This is a genomic window from Rhodohalobacter sp. SW132 (genome assembly GCF_003390325.1).
GTDB lineage: Bacteria > Bacteroidota > Rhodothermia > Balneolales > Balneolaceae > SW132.
The window spans coordinates 430544-448874 of sequence record NZ_QUOK01000003.1 but is presented as its reverse complement, the minus strand read 5'-3'; the positions used below and the strand labels follow the sequence as shown (position 1 = coordinate 448874).

Below are 18331 nucleotides of genomic sequence, written 5' to 3'. Positions count from 1 at the left end.
GAAGTAGCATAGGAAAACGTTGATTTAACTGAATTTAGAATTCAAAAAATTTCCGATGCGTTTACTATTGCTTTTCCTTCCCCTGCTTCTGTTTCTTTCCTCTTGCGAAACTACCTCCGAGCCGTTTCCCCCGCCTGGCGAAAATGGTGATGAAAGTGCAATTGTAAATGCTTTTCCTGAACTTTCATTCACACGTCCGCTTGACATCCAAAATGCCGGTGACGGAACCGATCGTCTGTTTGTAGTGGAGCAGGAGGGCGTGATATCAGTGTTTTCAAACGATCCGGAAGCGCAGGATGCAGAAGTTTTTCTGGATATTCGGGAAAGGGTAAACGATGGTGCAAATGAACAAGGCCTGCTTGGCCTGGCTTTTCATCCCGATTTTGAAAGCAATAGGTATGTATATGTGAATTATACTGCATACGGACCAAGCCGTACTGTGATTTCACGATTTGAAGTCTCTTCTAATGATCCAAACCGCGCAGATGCAGGAAGTGAAGTCGAGTTGTTGAGCTACAACCAGCCGCAGGGAAATCATAACGGAGGTCACCTGGCATTTGGGCCGGACGGCTATCTTTATATTGCATCCGGCGATGGCGGAGGCGGGGGTGATCCCGGTAATAATGCTCAGGACAGGACCAATCTTTTAGGAGCAATCTTGCGGATTGATGTGGATAATCCTCAGAACGGAAATCAATACGGCATTCCTGCCGATAACCCATTTGTAAATAATAATGAAGGATTCCGTGAAGAGATTTTTGCTTACGGCCTGCGAAACCCCTGGCGATTTAGCTTTGATGCGGAAACCGAAGTACTATGGGCCGCTGATGTGGGGCAGAGTGACCGCGAGGTGATTCACATCATTGAAAACGGACGGAACTACGGATGGAATATTGTAGAAGGATCGATCTGCTACCCTCCGGGATCAAGTTGCGAAACGGACGGCCTCGAGATGCCGGTATATGAATATGATCACAGCCAGGGCGATCGATCCATCACAGGCGGATTTGTATACCGCGGATCTGCCTATCCCCAGCTTTATGGGTATTATATTTACGGCGATTTCATCTCTGGCAGAATTTGGGCGCTCGATATTTCAGATACGGAAAACCCATCAAACACTGAAATCTACAACGCAAACTTCAATATTCCATCTTTCGGGGTTGATGAACAGAACGAAATCTATATTGCCGGTTTTGATGGAACCATCTACCTCCTGGGAAGCGGAGCGGCAGAAGCGCTTTAGGTTTTTTATGGTTTGATGATAGTATTTAACAGACAAAAATATGTTTGATCTCCTCCTCCGCGGGAGGAGACCGCCTCCAGAGCGTCTGCCACAGGCAGGAAAGCGACGAGACAGAGGTGGGTTCGTAGCAGGGGATTTTGCGTGGCTTCGTGGGACCCACCCCTGACCAGTAAAAGTCTCGCTTTGCGATCTTTTGCTGGTCTGTCCCCTCCGGGGAGGGGAAGGTCTCAAATCTATTATCTCTCATCTCAAATCTCAAATCACTAAAACGGTGCATCGTCGCCGCCGGGGTTGTGCGTGGGTGGCGGTGTGGCGGGGCTATCTTCCGGCAGAAATGGAGTATCGCCGTTATCGGCACCGCCCGGCATTGCTCCATCCGTCTGGGTGAGCTTCTCAAATCGGGCATACTGCTTCACGAAATACATGTTGGAGGATCCAACCGGACCGTTACGCTGTTTTCCGATAATCAATTCGGCGAGGCCGTTGGTTGACTGCCCTTCGGCTGTAGTTGTAATTCCATAATACTCCGGACGATAAAGAAAACAGACCACATCGGCATCCTGCTCGATTGATCCCGATTCCCGAAGGTCACTGAGCTGCGGACGCTTATCGCCGCCGCGCTGTTCTACCTGGCGGCTAAGCTGCGAGAGGGCGATGACCGGAACGTTTAACTCTTTAGCCAATCCTTTCAGTCCACGTGAAATCATGGCGATCTCCTGTTCACGGCTGCCGATATCGCGGGAGTTGGCGGTCATGAGCTGAAGGTAATCAACCACAATCAAACCGATATCATGTTCACTTTTCAGACGGCGGCATTTTGTGCGAAGCTCCATCAGGCTCAGGCCGGGAGTATCATCAATAAAAATTTTGGCTGTAAACAGGCGGCTGGCCGCATCGATCAGGCGTTTAAAATCTTCATCTTTCAACTGACCGGTTCGCGCCTGCTGGGCATCAATCCGGGCTTCCATTGTAAGAAACCGCTGAACGAGCTGCTGGGAGGACATCTCCAGGCTGAAAATCGCCACGTTTTTGCGCATCGACTCGTCGGGATAGAGCACCGCATTACGTGCACAGGTTAGCGTAAAAGCCGTTTTTCCCATCGAAGGCCGGGCTGCGATAATAATCAGATCCCCGTTTTGCCAGCCGGATGTGTATTTATCCACATCAAGCCCGGCAGGGACACCGGTTATGCCTGACGGTTTTCCGCGAAGATCTTCGAGATATTGCAGGGTATCTTTCAGCACATCACCAATCGCCTGTGCACTTGCCCGCGATTTTGTATTGGCAATTTCAAAAATTCGCTGCTCGGCTGAATCGAGCGATTCGTAAGCGTCAGTTGTGGAGTCGTAGGCGTTTTTGATGATTTCGTTGCACTGAAGAATCAGCTTTCGTTTAATCGCTTTTTCGGAGATGATCTGTGCATGGTAGCTCACGTTCGCGGCAGAACTGACAGAGCGGGTGAGGTCGGCCAGATAACCGCCTCCGCCTACCGTTTCGAGAAGCCCATTGTCGCGAAGTTCATTTTCAACGGTAAGAAGATCCAGCGGATTATCGCGTTCGTAGAGGTCGTGAAGCGTTTCAAAAATGTGGCGGTGAGCCGGTTTGTAAAAATCTTCGGATTGAAGCTGCTGCAGCGCAATCGTTGCCGCCTCATGTTCAATCAGCATCGCCCCGAGAACAGCTTCCTCAACTTCAGTTGCCTGCGGCGGAACCCGCCCCCCGTCATTCGGGGTGTGACTGCTGTTACCGTTCTGAAAGTTGGGGCCTCTTTGATCTGCCATAAACACAAAAACGTTCTAAAAATGAGCGATAAGCCGGTTTTGAACCTGGAGCCTTGTACCAGAAATGAACCGAAGATGAAACATCAAATTAACAAAAAAGGAGGTGATTCGAGAACGGAAATCGGAGATTATTTTTAAGATTTCATACATAGCATATCATGCAGCTGTAACTCAAGTTTTGGGAGTATAAAGTGTTTAGTTCAGAGGTTTATCACGTTTGGCTTGAAAAATTCAGTCCGGTAAGATACATTCCTCAAATAACCTGAATTCATCTGAGAAAAATGATCAAAAACTATTCTGTTTTATACTTCTTCAATGTTACAATAGCAGTGTTTCTGCTGATTTCCTGCACACCATCAGAAGATTCCGTGTATGATGACCTGAGCGCACCGGATATTGAGATTTCAGAGCTTTTCCAGATAAGTGAAGATACACTGCCTGACGACCTGGTTTTTGGCCGCATCATGCAGCTATTAGTAGCAGAAAGCGGAGAAATTTTGATTGTGGACAATCAGCAGCATTCTATTCACCTGTTCGATAACGATGGTACCTATCTCTCATCTGAACTCACTGAGGGAGAAGGGCCGGGTGAAGTCCGGCAAATCGGGAGAGTATCCCTGTCAAACCAAAATGATCTTTTGCTTTTCGATTGGGCGCAGGGCCGGTTGAGTCACTATCGGCTACAGAATGATACTCAACCCGAACTACATCACATTAATGATTTGAGCCCCGATTTTAATCCGCGTGAATTTCATATGACGGCTGACGGAATAATTTATGTCTTAGAATATCCATCTCCCGTGGAGCCCGATGTGGATGTAATCAAACTGAATAAAGTAGGGGAGAATGGTGAAGCCGATGGCGATCCGGTCATGGAGTTTCAAAGAGACCAGATCATTGAACTTCGGAATGACAACAATCAGCTTCTGGCAACCACATCATCTCCACATCACAGGAGAACGCTCTTTAATTTTTATGAAGACCGGGTGATGATTGGCAACAGCCTGAGGGTTGGATTTGAAAAATATGATCTGTCAACCGGAGAGAGAACCGATTCTGTTGGATTTGCACAACCTGATATTCCACTCACAGAGGCTGAAAAGAGGGAATTCATTGAAGATATTACAGAACAGATGGGATTAGAAGGTGCCCAGATTTCGAACCTGATCAGTCAGATGCCTGACACAAAAGGGAAAGTTCAGATACTCCATTACGATCCTGACGGAGTGGTTTGGATGTATCTAATTGGGGATGATGAGAACCTCAGTGAGGTGTGGATAGCACTGGATGAAAACGGTGAAATTCTGGGCAGAATTACGGATATGCCCGAAGGAATAATCATGAAGGCTCATTCAGGACGACTCTACCAGCTTGCAGAATCGGACACGGGTGAACAGATGATCAATGTTTATTCGTACAGTTTTTGAGGGTGGTTTTTTCCGGATCGGGGTCCGTGATGAGGAGATAGTACGAATCCAGAAGCATGAACAAACCTATCTCATAGAGACGATATACTTGTAGAAAAAAGAGGATCCCAAATCCGGGGTGTTCCGTAGGGACAAAATGTTACTTAGAACGGGCTTTGAGCCAATTTAAAATCCATAACCCTAAAAAAACATACCGTACCTACGGCACGGCGGATGTATATCACCGCCTAAATTTTCTACAAATATAATGCTCCGATGGAGCATGGAGTCCTGAATGATTATTGGGTTGGATTCAGAAGGCTGTGGATGATGTGGTGGACGTAATCGTTTATCTTCCAAATAAGTCATGACGCATCTGATTCGGTATCACCCATTTGGGTTCGTTCGTCAGATTTGAATCATGTGTCCCACGATTTGCTATGCGAGTGGAGATCGTGGATCGGGGTCTGTAGTCACGGGATGGTTCGAATCAAGGGACCTGAAAAACCCGTCTCGTAGAGACGATATATTTGTAGAAATAAAGGGTCCCGAATCCACGATGTTCCGTAGGAACAATATGTTTCTTTGAAAGGGCTTTGAGGCAATTTATAATCCATAAACCTATCAAAATATGCCGTACCTACGGCACGGCGGATGTATATCACCGTCTTAATTTTCTACAAATATAATGCTCCGATGGAGCATGGAGATCTCCATGAAATTTTACTGTGTGATGATTGGAGATCGCGGAAAAGAGTCCGTGATGACGTTTCAAAATAGTGTGCATCTTTTACACCTTCTGGTCTTTTCGGTTCAGCGAACCGAATTACGTAGAAAATCCAGACTATTAAAATGCGATGAGTACCTACAAACTTTCCTGTAGATCTAAACAATTTTAGTAAAGGCAGGTTTTGAACTATTAAATTATTTGTGTATTAATTAGGGCTAAAAAAATAGAAAAATTTATACATCTGCTATGCCTTTAAATCTCGGAGCTGGACGAATATTTATCATCTTTGCTACACTTTTTATCGTTTTTTCATCTTGTAATAGTTTTGAAGAGCCTCGTGTTCTTGTTTTTTCAAAGACGGCTGGTTTTTATCATGCGTCAATTCCCGACGGTATTCAAGCCATTCAGCAGATGGGGGAAGAGCGTGGTTTTGCAGTTGATACAACCACAAACGCAGGTTTTTTTACGGAAGAGAACCTGCAACAATATGCTGCAGTAGTATTCCTGAATACAACTGGTGATGTGCTGAATCACTACGAGGAAACAGAGTTTGAACGTTTTATCCAGGCTGGCGGAGGATTTGTGGGAATTCACTCTGCGGCAGATACCGAGTATCACTGGGGCTGGTACGGCCGCTTGGTCGGAGGATACTTTTCAGATCATCCCGGAATCAACGATCCTCACCCAAATGTTCAGCAGGGAATTCTGGAGGTTGCAGATCCCAATCACCCGATGACTGAGTTTTTACCTGAACGGTGGGATCGTACGGATGAATGGTACAGCTACCGGGATATGTATGATGAAATTAATGTGTTGCTTACCATTGATGAGGAGAGTTACGAGGGCGGAATTTCGATGGGATACCACCCGATAGCATGGTATCACGAATATGATGGGGGAAGAGCTTTTTACACCGGACTGGGTCATACCCCGGAATCTTATGAAGAGGATCTTTTTTTGGATCACCTCTATAAAGGAATCGAATATGCGATTGGGGATAATCGCCTTGATTATTCAAATGCCAGAACCCAGAGTGCACCCGAAGAAAACAGGTTTACAAAGACGATGCTTTCGGAAGGGGAGTTTTTTGAGCCCACGGAAATGGCGATTCTGCCCAATAAAGATATTCTGATTGCCCAGCGCCGGGGCGAGATCTTATTGTACAAAAATGATAGTGGTTCCCTGGTGCAGGCCGGCATGCTTGATGTGTACCACGAAACGGATGTAGAGAGAGTGAATGCCGAAGAGGGGGTTGTTGGGATGACCGCAGACCCGGACTTTCAGGAGAATAACTTCGTCTATATCTTTTACTCACCGGCCGATACTTCTGTAAACCGTTTGTCGAGGTTTACACTGATCAATGACCGTCTTGAAATGGAGTCTGAAACAACGGTTCTTGAGTTCTACTCGCAGCGGGATATCTGTTGTCATACAGGCGGGTCACTTACATTCGACAGTGACGGACACCTGTTCCTTTCAACCGGAGATAACTCAACACCCTTTAATCAGCCGAATCAGCCCCATCAGCTTGACGGATACGCTCCGCTGGATGAACGCCCCGGTTTTGAGCAGTATGATGCCCGGAGAACATCAGGCAATACCAACGATTTGAGAGGTAAAATTCTTCGAATTATAGTGAATGAAGATGGCAGCTATGATATTCCGGAAGGAAATCTCTATCCTGTGGGTACCGAAAAAACACGTCCTGAGATTTATGTGCAGGGAACTCGGAATCCCTATAGAATTTCGGTGGATCCTAAAACAGGGGATTTGTATTGGGGAGATGTTGGCCCGGATGCCAGGGCAGACAGTATAGGTGTGCGCGGATCCCTTGGATATGATGAAATTAATGTGGCACGAGGGGCTGGACATTTTGGATGGCCTTTTTTCGTAGGGGATAATTTTCCCTACAACGAATACGATTATGCAACCGGTACACCGGGTGAGGTCTTTGATCCGCAAAACCCGGTGAACAATTCACCACATAACACAGGGCTAAGGGAACTGCCACCTGCAAAACCTGCACTCATCTGGTATCCATACACAGCTTCAGAGGAGTTTCCGCTTGTAGAAACCGGCGGCAGAAATTCGATGGCCGGTCCGGTTTACTATTCAGATCTGTATCCCGGGGGAAGTGGTTTACCTGAGTATTATGATGGAAAATTATTTATTTACGATTGGATTCGAGACTGGATCCGTGTGGTAACTCTGCATCCGGATGGAGAGTACTCTAAAATGGAACCTTTTATGGACCAGACTCAATTTAATGCCATCATGGATATGGAACTTGGCCCGGATGGGAACCTGTATATTCTGGAATATGGAAAAGGGTGGTTCTCCAGAAACCCTGATTCCGGCCTATCAAGAATTGATTTTAATCCCGGAAATCGCGCTCCGGTTGTTCATTCGATTCATGCAGACAGAACATCAGGCCTGCTTCCATTCGAAGTGATATTCTCTGTTGAAGCGGAAGATCTGGAGGGAGACCCGATGAGCTATACCTGGGAAATCAGTTCTGGAGAAGTTATTGAGACGGATGAACCTGAACTGCATCATACGTTTGAGCAGATCGGTGATTATACGGCATCTGTTACTGTTCAAGATTCAGAAGGTCTCTCCGCAGAATCCGAATCCATTTCAGTATATGCTGGTAACACAGCCCCGGAAGTTCATATTGATATACACGGCAACCGATCGTTCTATTTTCCCGGCAAGAACGTACAGTATAGTATTCGGGTTCATGACGAAGGCCCTGATGGAATATCAACCACTATTGATCCTGGAAATCTTTTTGTTTCTGCAGATTATATTGAAATGAGCGAAGATATGGATGAAACTTCAGGAACTGAGGGGCACCTGGTATTTACGGAAGTGATGTCTGGTAAAAACCTGGTTTCAACATTGGGATGCAGGGCCTGTCATCATCAGGTAAACCCCTCGGTAGGACCATCATACCAGGAAATAGCGGATCGGTATAAAGATGAAAATGATTCTGCCAGTTTTATTGCAGATCGAATCATCAGCGGCAGTTCGGGAATATGGGGTGACGTTGCCATGCCCGCACATTCCGATATGGCTGAAGAAGATGCCTATAGAATTGTTGCCTGGATTGAATCATTGAGTGAAGAGGAAGATCTGCCTGAATCGCTGCCGGCAGAAGGTTCTCTGGATCCAACACTTGGAGAAGATACTCTTGATAATGGCCTTTTATTGATTACTGCCACCTACTCTGATGGAGGAACAGAACGGGTTAAACCGTTAAGCGGCAACGCTTCAGTTAACTTGAGAAACAGCCGGATGGGAGTTTCATCAGCCCGTAACCTCGATAACTATAATAACATGGAATTTGGTGGTACTCAGCTGCTGCTGGTTCCGAACGGGCCCGGATCATTTAGTCTGAATGGCATCCATTTGGAGAGCATCAATGAAATAGAACTTATTTCCGGTTCGCAGGAAGCAGTGGAGTATGGATACCATTTCGAAATTCGCCTGGGTTCGCCTGAAGGAGAGATTATCGGTGAAGGTACGGCCCGGCCGGATACACGATCTCCAGAGGGATTTTTTGCTGATAATGTTGGTATATCTATCCAAGAAATTTCGGATGATAACTACCATGACATCTATTTTGTAAGCCGCCCGGCTGATGAACGTGAAAGCGGAACCATCATTCTAACCGGTGTGGAATTTAAAGCAGGGAATTAGAAGAATCGTTTAGAAACCAAAAGCTGCAAACAGGTTGAGAATCTACAGGTTTATTCTATCTGTAGATTCCATCAAAATTGCTGCCCATGTAGGAACCCCATGAGGTTTTGGCTTCACTTCGGGTTTGTGCCTGTAAACGGATCAGGCTCAGACTACTAACACCAAAAATATCCTCAAACTCATTTGAGATAGTATATATTATATCCAGCCGGCCATTATTGCTGAGGTCCCCGATCCAGGGAGTAGAGGATAAATTTGCACCCGGACGTATATCGTCGATGGAGAACTGGTGATTATTTTCAAAATCGTTACCAACAAGCAGATGGTTATAGTGGTATCCACCATCAAACTGTTCATAACCGATATTTACACTTAATATAGCATTATCAAGGCCATTTTGAGTTAAATCTGCCGTAACGGGAGATGCGGTTTGAAAAACGCCAAGCGTGTCACGGTTCATAACTTCTCCGGTTCTGCCGTTAATCAATAAATGCAGGTTCTCTCTCAGGTCAGGCCAGGTTCCAATGGCATAACTTGTAAACAGATCGAGCCGTGAAGCGTCTGTAAAGTTCCCGACTGAAAGTGAGCCATAGATTTCTGTATTATTCGTTTCTATGCTCCACATCGGCGAGAAGTCCCTGCCGTAGAATGCAAGAGTTCTTCCATCCACCGCATTTGCAACAATATCCAGGTACCCGTCTCCATTCAAATCAGCTAAAACGGGCGGGGCGATAAACCCTTTTTCATCTCCCCGGGAAAGCAGCAAAGATGATGAAAGATCACCATTCAGGATATCATCAAGAGTAGCAGCATACAGCGCTCCGCCGATTGTTTCTCCTCCGGTGCCGAAAATTACGCTGTAGGTCGTATCATTTTCACTCAGCTGTCCTGCTAAAGCAGACATATAGGTTTCCTTGCCGTCCGGTACGGTGGCTTCGGCAATAACCCGGCCGTTGGCAGATGAAATTACCATGAGTTTTCCAGCCGGGCGGTTTTCATCATATGGAGGTATTGTGTAATCACCACCATTAGCAATCAGAATATCAGGGAGGCCGTCTCCATCCTGGTCCGGGATTATCTGTGGATTGTAGAAATTATAGATGCCCATATTTTTTGCTTCTTCAAAAGTGACATCAGGCAAAAACTCCCATAGAATCGTACCGGTATCTCCCTCAATTGCAAACAGCATTCCAGCTCTTCCATTGATGAGAATATCCTTTTTCCCGTTGCCTGTAATATCCAAAAAGCTGGCTGACCCGAATACCTGATCTCTTGCCGGCAGGGTCCACAGGGTGTTGCCGGTAGCGCCATCAACTGCTAATATACCAGTTGGGGTCGCTTCCATTTCGAGACCGCCGGCTCCTAAAACAACATCATCCGTTCCATTTCCGGTTAAATCCACAGTTCTTGGTGAAGAATGTGTGCCAATTCCCTGAAATTCACGTTCCCAGACAGTCTCAAACTGAATGTAGGTAGTCGTCTGCCCAGATTCACAGGAAACAAAAATAAGAAACAGAAGTGGCAGGGTGTAATGGATAATTTTTTTCACGGCGTTTTTAGCTTCTCAAATAGTTGATAGTAAAAGCATGAACAAAACCAGGAAATTGAAATTTTTCAGACAACGGCCGGTTACCGGTCATAATAAGAGATGATGATTTCAAGTTGATCCTGTTCAATCGGTACGGTTTGAATGATGCCATCAAACCATTTTACCTCAACCGCAGCAGGAGTTTCCCGGAATCCCATCACCTGTGTCAGGCTGTTTTGCGACCAGTATCCGGAACCGGACTGAATGTACCGGGCAGCTCCTTTACTGTCATCTTCATATACGAGCCGGATCGATGAGCCGATTCCTGATACATTTCCGGGCGGGCCATCAGTGAAGGTAACCCTCAGACCCTGTTTTTCAGTTTCATTTCGGAAAAGTCGTGTTTCAGATGCATTCTGTGAAACGACCAGGTCTACGCGCCCATCGCGATTAAAATCGCCCAGTGCTGCTCCGCGCTGATCACCATATACCATAATTCCGGAAATGTGTCCCGGTACGGCTTCAAAATTTCCGGTTCCATCACCCTTCAGCCAGAGTCCCCGGCCGGAATCTGATCGCGGATTGCTATGAGGATTGTAGACCGGGTAGAAATTTTGTGTCATAAAGATATCTTCATTTCCATCGTTATCCATATCAGCCACTCCCACATAAAAACCAGCCGATAACTGGGCCTCAACAGGAAGCGGAACCGGTGTAAATCCCCGGCCTTCGTTATTAATAAGTAATATATGCTGCAGCGTATTAACCGATTTATGCGGAATATTTTCCAGCTCCATGTGGGTCAGTTCCTCAACCGTTGAACTGGCAAACTCATTGTGAGATCCGATGTTCAGTAAAACATTATCGTGCAGAGGTGCAAAATCGAGGTATTTTCTGCGAGGAACATATCCTTCTGTATCATCATCGTAATAGGCATCAATGATATCAAGCTGACGATTTTGATTGAAATCACTGTAAAATAGTTTAAGAGGCTTATTTGGATCATCAACCTGGTACGGACTATTCTCCCCGCGATTGCTTACGACGATATCCGGATATCCGTTGCCGGTAAAATCACCTGCTGCAACTCCCTGCCATAGTCCGTGCAGTTCACCAACATCCCATTGATCTGTTCGTTCAGTAAAAATGCCGCTGTCATTTTCAAAAATACGAATCGGTCCCCATTCAGTGCTTAACACTAAATCCTGGCTGCCATTATTATTGATATCAATGAACATGGCATCTGTAACCAATCCAACCGAATCAAAAAGATCGTTATTCTGATGGTCTGGAGTCCATTCCCCATTTCTGAATTGGAAAAACCGGGAGGATGCATTTTCCGGATACTGCCCGGGCAGAAATCTTCCGCCTATGAACAGATCTACCTCGCCATTACCGCTATAATCTGCGGCGGCAACCGGTCCCGTGGTAGATAATGTGCCGGGCAGATAATTCACAGCCACCATATTTCCATTTTCCAACTGGTAGTGTATGGCAGACGGTACCCTGGCACTGCCTTGCTCGTAATTGGCCATACCAACTACGATGTGCTGTCGTCCATTGGCTGACCATGCTGCGACTCCTGCCTGATCACCGGACACACGGTTTGTTAATTCCACAATGTCTTTTGGAGTAAAAATTTCACCATCACTACTCTGGAAAACCGAAGCATTCCCTCCGCGTCCTGAACCAATAATCAGCTCGTCGCGCCCATCTGATGACAGATCAAACCAGGCCGCACCGGGACCCAGCTGACTCAATTTCTGGGGAAGCAGAGGCTGAATCGTATAATCATCATAAGAATCTTCATGATGAATGTGATCCAGCTGGTCACTGATATCGCGAAATATGGGCTGTTGTTGATCGGTTTCGTTTGAACTGATGGAGTCTTCTGTCGCAAAATTTGCAGGTAAACGTTCATCTGGGATTTTTTCAAGCTCAGATTCCCGAAGCTTATAAATACGATCGGCGTGCAAACCTGTAAGAATACTTTTAGATCCATCGGGCCAGGTTACGAACAGCTGATGATCTCTGTTTTCAGGATCGGCAGCAAAAACAACCAGCGGGTCAGATCCGGATAAATACTCCCCGCTTGTGAAGACTTGTTTTGATTGGCTTTCTACGGGTCCTCCCAGCAGTTCAATTTTTGCACCTACGGCTTGTGTATTGGGAGCTGATCCCTGAAGCCGCACCGCGATTCTTGAACCGGGAGATGTGTTTTGATAGATAACGCCTTTGTTATCCATTCTGCTGACAGCAAGATCAAGAAGCCCGTTGTTATTGAAGTCCGCGACAGCCATTCCAAAAGAGATATCTTCTTCTGTGAATCCCCATTCACTGCTTGTTTCTGAAAAGGATAGATCGCCGTTATTTCTGAAAGCAATATTGGCCTGCCGTAATCCCGGATAGAGAAGGAGGGAAGCTTCTTCTGAGGATCGGTTTGAGATTGCACGACTGACGTAGTTAAGTTGTGCGTCAAGATCCTGAAGATCCAGTTTGAAACCGGTATTTACGAGCACATCTTCATACCCGTTCAGTGTTACATCCATAAAACGGGTGGCCCATGACCATTCACTCGCCTGCAATCCGCTGAAATAGGAGATTTCAGCGAATGTCTGATCCCCGCGGTTTAAAAATAGAGAATTTCGGTTATATTGCGGCCGGTTGCGGTAATCACCCATACGAAGCGGATAGGGGTACTCGGTGTCCATCTGCACCTGTCGTTTCTGATGCTGTGTACTCAACATTTCAACGACGAACATATCCGTATATCCGTTTCGATTGATATCTGAGAAATCAACGGCCATAGATGAAAAGCTGGAATTGCGAATAGCCAGGGTATCCAGGGCGTTAAAAGTGCCGTCTCCCTGGTTGATCCAGATCCGGTCGGGTGTCCAGAAATCGTTCGCTACATAGAGATCAGGAAGGCCATTTCCATTCAGGTCCTGGAAGCGGGCAGTGAGGCCCCAGTCTCTTTTAAGTCCGTAGGGAGAACCGTCACTTTTTTTGAAGTATTCTGCTGTGTCGTCCACCCGGGAAAAAGTACCATCACCATTGTTAATATAAAGTTCATCCTTCTCTGCCAGCTCGCGTGGATCCGGAGGCATACCATCCCTGTTAATTACCGTAAAATGCTCATTGTAGGGAGTGATGAGCGAATCGAGAAAAATCATATTTTCCCTGGCAAGATCTCTGAACGAATAGATGTCGCGGGCCGATTTCTTTTTGTAGTTCACAACATATAGATCCGGATATCCGCTCCCGTTGATATCTGAAACAGCCATGCTCATACTTCCATTTGCAGGTCCTAAACCACTATTGGGCTGCAGGGTAAAATTTCCATTTCCGTCATTGATATAGAGTGAATTATTTTTATCGATGGATGTTACGAGAAGGTCGAGATGCCCATTCCCGTTTACATCCACAAAAAGAGTACCGGTTGATAAATGCCCTTCGTGAGCCACACCCGACTGGTCGGTAATATCTTCGAACTGAAATCCCCCAAGGTTTTTGTAGAGCCTGTTTTCCCCGTATAAATTTGCAAAATAGAGATCTGGAAGCCCATTACCATTTATATCACCGGCTGCCACACCTGATCCGTTTAACAAAACCCGGTTTTCATCGATCTGGGAATCAGTAAGTGTATTATTGATATTGATACCGGTAATAGACGATGATACCTGCGCAAAACCGGGAGAGGTGTTTTTATCGGTTTTCAGTTCGGCCCAGCTGTATCCATCCTCGTCAACCCAGTTGAGTTCAATTTTTTCCGGAGTGCAATTAAGAAGTGCAAGATGAATGAAAGTAATAAGTAGAATGGCTCTGAATTTCAAGATGATATCACTCGTTATGGATTTAATAAAATTGCTTGAAAAGGGTGGTATTTCATTAATTCACTCTACGTTGGTAGTAAAGTGTTTAGATAATTGTCCCAATCATAATAGAAACAAGAGATTTTTCTCAACATATTTCGCTCAGGTATCTCTCCGTTTCAGGATGATATATGTTAGTGATCTTACTGTTAACCCTCAACTGCCCCAAAATTCATTTCCTGTCCGCATTTATGAAATGAGGTAAAAATTTGAATACACTGGTATTAGAAAATGTATGGATATTTATTCTGAACTGAGACTTTTTAATATCCCTTCTGAAATAGAATTGAGCAAGAATTATTTAATGTTGTTCATTTTGCACAACATTATAAATACATGAATAACAATATTTTAAGTTTTTTTCATCACTAATTTTTCGGGATTATTTTACCTGTAGTTTCTTTTATTTGCTTTATTCAGTAAAATGATTTTACTTAGTCTATGAAGTTTTTAAAGTCTTTTAACAATTCGCTAAACAATAATTTGTGTGCGAAATAGGTGACAGTTGCCGGTCATTCTCTGCAAAGAAAATCTTGTTTAATGTGGTAATTACCGGTGATGGTCATTGAGTTCTTTTCTTATTGAATCAGTATGAAAAGAATCGGCTGAATACGGATTGAATAAGAATAAGAGTGTATACAAATTTTGGAAGCGCTTTTAAAAGACTGTGATGTTTGAACGGTTATTTTAAATAAAAAGACAAACTCTAAACAAAGGTCAAATATGGTAAATAGGTTATCACGCTTGCACAAACCTGACAGATTGAATAACGGCTATTCGATTCTTAAGAATACGGTGGCAGGTTTATTCTCTTTGTTGTTGATTTGTGGCTCAGCTCTTGCTCAGGACATTGAAGTCACAGGAAATGTTACTTCAGAAGCAGGTGAAACACTACCCGGTGTTACGATCCTGGTACAAGGGACAGACAGAGGTACCACAACCAACATTTATGGTGAATACACTATTATGGCTCCGCCAGATGGTGTTCTGACATTTTCGTTTATTGGATATATAGGTCAGGAAGTAGCAATTGACGGAAGAACGGAAATAGATGTACAGTTAACTGAGAGAGTTGCTGAACTGGATGAAATGATTGTTACCGGATATTCTGTGCAAAGACGTGCTGATATAACCGGGTCTATTTCAACAGCCAATATGGATAATGTTGCAAGCCAAACCTCATCAAGTGTTCTGCAGCGGCTGGAGGGCTCAGTTGCAGGAGTTACCGTGCAATCAAGTGGTTCGCCGGGAGCAAGAAGTACCGTTCGAATTCGCGGTATCAGTTCTTTTCAAAACAACGATCCCCTTTACATTATTGACGGTACACCCGTGCAGGACGATTTTGCAAACTGGCTGAACCCAAATGATATTGAATCCATACAGGTACTGAAAGATGCTTCAGCAGCTTCTATTTATGGGTCCCGGGCAAACAATGGTGTGATCATTATTGAAACCAAAAAAGGGCAAAGAGGGGCGCCGGAAGTTTCGGTAAATCTGAGAACTGGTGTCTCCACACCGGTGAAGGGATACGATGATTTTCTTATTCTGGATGCCCTGGAGTATCATGAGGTTGTGAGAAGGAGTAATTTAAATGCCGGTGAAAGTGTTCCTACTAACATCTACGGTGACCCTAACAATCCATCCGTTCCGAACTATATCTGGCCAAATGATGGAACAAATCAAACAAATGATTTGGGACAGTTTGGATTCTCTGAAAATGATTATCTGTATGGTGATGCCGGCAACATTAACCAGCAGTTTATGCCTGCAAGTGCCGGAACCAATTGGTGGGATGAAGTTTTTGGAACAGGGATCACATCCGACATGAATATTGCTGTTTCGGGCGGTGGTGATAACAACCGATATAATGTCTCTTTTAATTATTTTGATCAGGAGGGAACAGCCCAGTATAACCGTTTTCAACGCGGAACGATACGGGTGAACACGGAATTTGATATCGGCCGTATCACGATCGGGGAGAACATTACCTTGGCTCGTGATGAAAGTTATGGAGGAATTGATTTGGGCGGTGGAGCAGAAGACACCATAATTGGTAAGAATATATTAACCCAGCCTGTAGTACCTGTAATGGACGTTGGCGGTAATTTCGCATCAGGTAAAGCCGTTGGACTTGGAAACAACTCCAATCCTGTAAAAGTTGCCCACTCCAACAAGGACGATATCAGTTCAAATAACCGGGTATTCGGGAATGCATTTGCAAGAGCTGAACTGATCGAAAATCAGCTTCTCGTAAATACAAGATTCGGTTTTAATCTCGGAAATAATTCTTTTACGTCATTTGCACCGATCTTTCCGGAAAATTCAGAACCCAATTTTGTCAATGGATTTACTGAAGGCCGAAATGAATCCCAGGAATGGACATGGAGTAACACAGTAAACTACCTGAACACTTTTGGTCAGAGTCATAATGTTACGCTTCTTGCCGGACAGGAGGTAACCCAGACGGAAAGCCGCTTTATCTCCAGCTCAATGAGCGATTATATTAATACTTCCCTGAGTTCAAGATACATTCAGGACGCTCTTGCTGATCCGGATACGAAAAATACGAGTACAAGCGGAAGCAATAGTACTCTGTTATCGTGGTTTGGTAAAGCAGATTACAATTTTGATGACCGATACCATGTGAGCCTCACGGTTCGGAGAGATGGTTCATCAAGACTGGGCCCTGATAACCGTTGGGGTACATTTCCCGCCGTGAGTGGTGGATGGAGAGTAAGCAGTGAATCTTTCATGGATAATGCCGACTTCATTTCCAACCTCATGATTCGCGCCGGATGGGGTATTACCGGAAATCAATCGATACCCACAGGGCGGCTCTTTGACCAGTTTGGCGGGTCTACAGGAACTACTTTTTATGATATATCAGGATCAGGAGGGAATATTGTTCCCGGTTTTCGCAATACCGCTATTGGAAATAACGACCTGAAGTGGGAGGAGAACGAATCCTACAACCTCGGTATAGACCTTGAACTTTACAATGGTCGTTTTAACCTGGTATTTGACGTCTTTCAGAGAGAAGTGGATAATCTGCTCTTTGATCCGCCACTGCCGGCATCAGCAGGCCGGGCGGCACCTCCAATTCAAAATGTTGGAATGATGAGAAATACCGGTTTTGATTTCAGTGTAGGTTATCGGGGTGCAATCGGAAATGATCTGGTCTGGAGTGTGAACCTGAATGGAACTCATTATAAGAATGAGATCTTAAGAATAGATGGTGAGCAAGACTTTTTTAGCGGACCTATCAGTGGGCGAGGGGCTACAATCTCCAGGAATTTTGTTGGTCAGCCGATTGGGGCCTTTTTTGGGATGAAAGCAGACGGGATATTCCAGAACTGGGATGAAGTTGATGCCCATGCCAGCCAGGATGGCGCTCGTCCCGGCCGTATTCGTTTTGTGGATACCGATGGCGATGGACAAATTACGGCAGCAGACCGTACTGTAATCGGAAATCCACATCCCGATTTCCTTGGGGGACTGGATATTGGTGTCAGGTGGAGAAACTGGGATTTTAATACAAATTTCATTGGCTCATTTGGCAACGACATTTTTGACGTGCAGAAGGAGTTTTATGTATTCCGGCTCTTTAATACAAACGTTCGGCGCGATGTACTCACTAATTCTGCTGAGCTGAATATCGATGGTCCTGCTGTTGTTGATGGCCAGCGTGTTGCGAATGCGGAAGTGATCAACCCTGGTGCAGATTATCCACGTCTGGATCAAAATGATACGTTTAGTAATGAATTCAGTAGCTTTTATGTCGAAGACGGATCGTATGTACGAATGAGAAGTCTTCAAATTGGATACAGCATCCCTCCAGGTGTGTTACCCGGCGTAAGGAACATGAGAGTATATGTGCAGGGTGAAAACCTGTTTACCCTAACCGGGTACAGCAGCATCGATCCGTCCCTTCCAACCTCGAATGTGGGAGGTCCTGCCGGAAATGTCCGGGACCAAACCATTGGTGTTGATCGCGGTACATACCCAAGTAACAGGACGATCAGCATTGGAGTAAGTGCTACGTTTTAATCCATAACTTTTTTAATTC

7 protein-coding genes are annotated in these 18331 nt (G+C 45.2%); 4 read left to right on the top strand and 3 right to left on the bottom strand.

What is annotated here, in order from left to right; genetic code table 11:
- Positions 1–55 precede the first annotated feature (55 nt).
- Positions 56–1246: a sorbosone dehydrogenase family protein gene (locus DYD21_RS08780; RefSeq protein WP_116035388.1), complete on the top strand. Its 1191-nt coding sequence runs from the start codon at positions 56–58 to the stop codon at positions 1244–1246.
- Positions 1247–1509: 263 nt separating this feature from the next.
- Here the strand turns inward: DYD21_RS08780 and dnaB are convergent, their stop codons facing one another.
- A complete protein-coding gene (gene dnaB / locus DYD21_RS08775; protein WP_116035386.1) occupies positions 1510–3027 on the bottom strand; it encodes a replicative DNA helicase in 1518 nt (505 codons plus the stop codon).
- A gap of 281 nt (positions 3028–3308) precedes the next feature.
- On the opposite strand from dnaB, the gene DYD21_RS08770 reads away from it, so the two are divergent.
- Together DYD21_RS08770 and DYD21_RS08765 are read left to right on the top strand one after the other, a co-directional pair.
- Positions 3309–4454: a 6-bladed beta-propeller gene (locus DYD21_RS08770; RefSeq protein WP_116035383.1), complete on the top strand. Its 1146-nt coding sequence runs from the start codon at positions 3309–3311 to the stop codon at positions 4452–4454.
- A 955-nt stretch (positions 4455–5409) separates the two neighbouring features.
- Positions 5410–8865, top strand: coding sequence for a ThuA domain-containing protein (locus DYD21_RS08765; RefSeq protein WP_116035381.1), 3456 nt, complete (start codon positions 5410–5412; stop codon positions 8863–8865).
- A gap of 55 nt (positions 8866–8920) precedes the next feature.
- Here DYD21_RS08765 and DYD21_RS08760 read toward each other — a convergent pair whose 3' ends face one another.
- Together DYD21_RS08760 and DYD21_RS08755 are read right to left on the bottom strand one after the other, a co-directional pair.
- Positions 8921–10414: a PQQ-binding-like beta-propeller repeat protein gene (locus tag DYD21_RS08760; RefSeq protein WP_116035378.1), complete on the bottom strand. Its 1494-nt coding sequence runs from the start codon at positions 10412–10414 to the stop codon at positions 8921–8923.
- Between the two features lie 80 nt (positions 10415–10494).
- A complete protein-coding gene (locus DYD21_RS08755; RefSeq protein WP_116035376.1) occupies positions 10495–14226 on the bottom strand; it encodes an FG-GAP-like repeat-containing protein in 3732 nt (1243 codons plus the stop codon).
- 762 nt (positions 14227–14988) lie between these two features.
- Between DYD21_RS08755 and DYD21_RS08750 the strand changes: the two genes are divergently transcribed.
- On the top strand, positions 14989–18312 hold the full coding sequence (locus DYD21_RS08750; protein ID WP_116035373.1) for a TonB-dependent receptor: 3324 nt from the start codon (positions 14989–14991) through the stop codon (positions 18310–18312).
- Positions 18313–18331: the final 19 nt, after the last annotated feature.

Bases quoted from the DNA above. Each gene is read 5' to 3' on its own strand.
- DYD21_RS08780 (WP_116035388.1), top strand. From the start codon at position 56: ATGCGTTTACTATTGCTTTTCCTTCCCCTGCTTCTGTTTCTTTCCTCT.
- dnaB (WP_116035386.1), bottom strand. From the start codon at position 3,027: ATGGCAGATCAAAGAGGCCCCAACTTTCAGAACGGTAACAGCAGTCAC.
- DYD21_RS08770 (WP_116035383.1), top strand. From the start codon at position 3,309: ATGATCAAAAACTATTCTGTTTTATACTTCTTCAATGTTACAATAGCA.
- DYD21_RS08765 (WP_116035381.1), top strand. From the start codon at position 5,410: ATGCCTTTAAATCTCGGAGCTGGACGAATATTTATCATCTTTGCTACA.
- DYD21_RS08750 (WP_116035373.1), top strand. From the start codon at position 14,989: ATGGTAAATAGGTTATCACGCTTGCACAAACCTGACAGATTGAATAAC.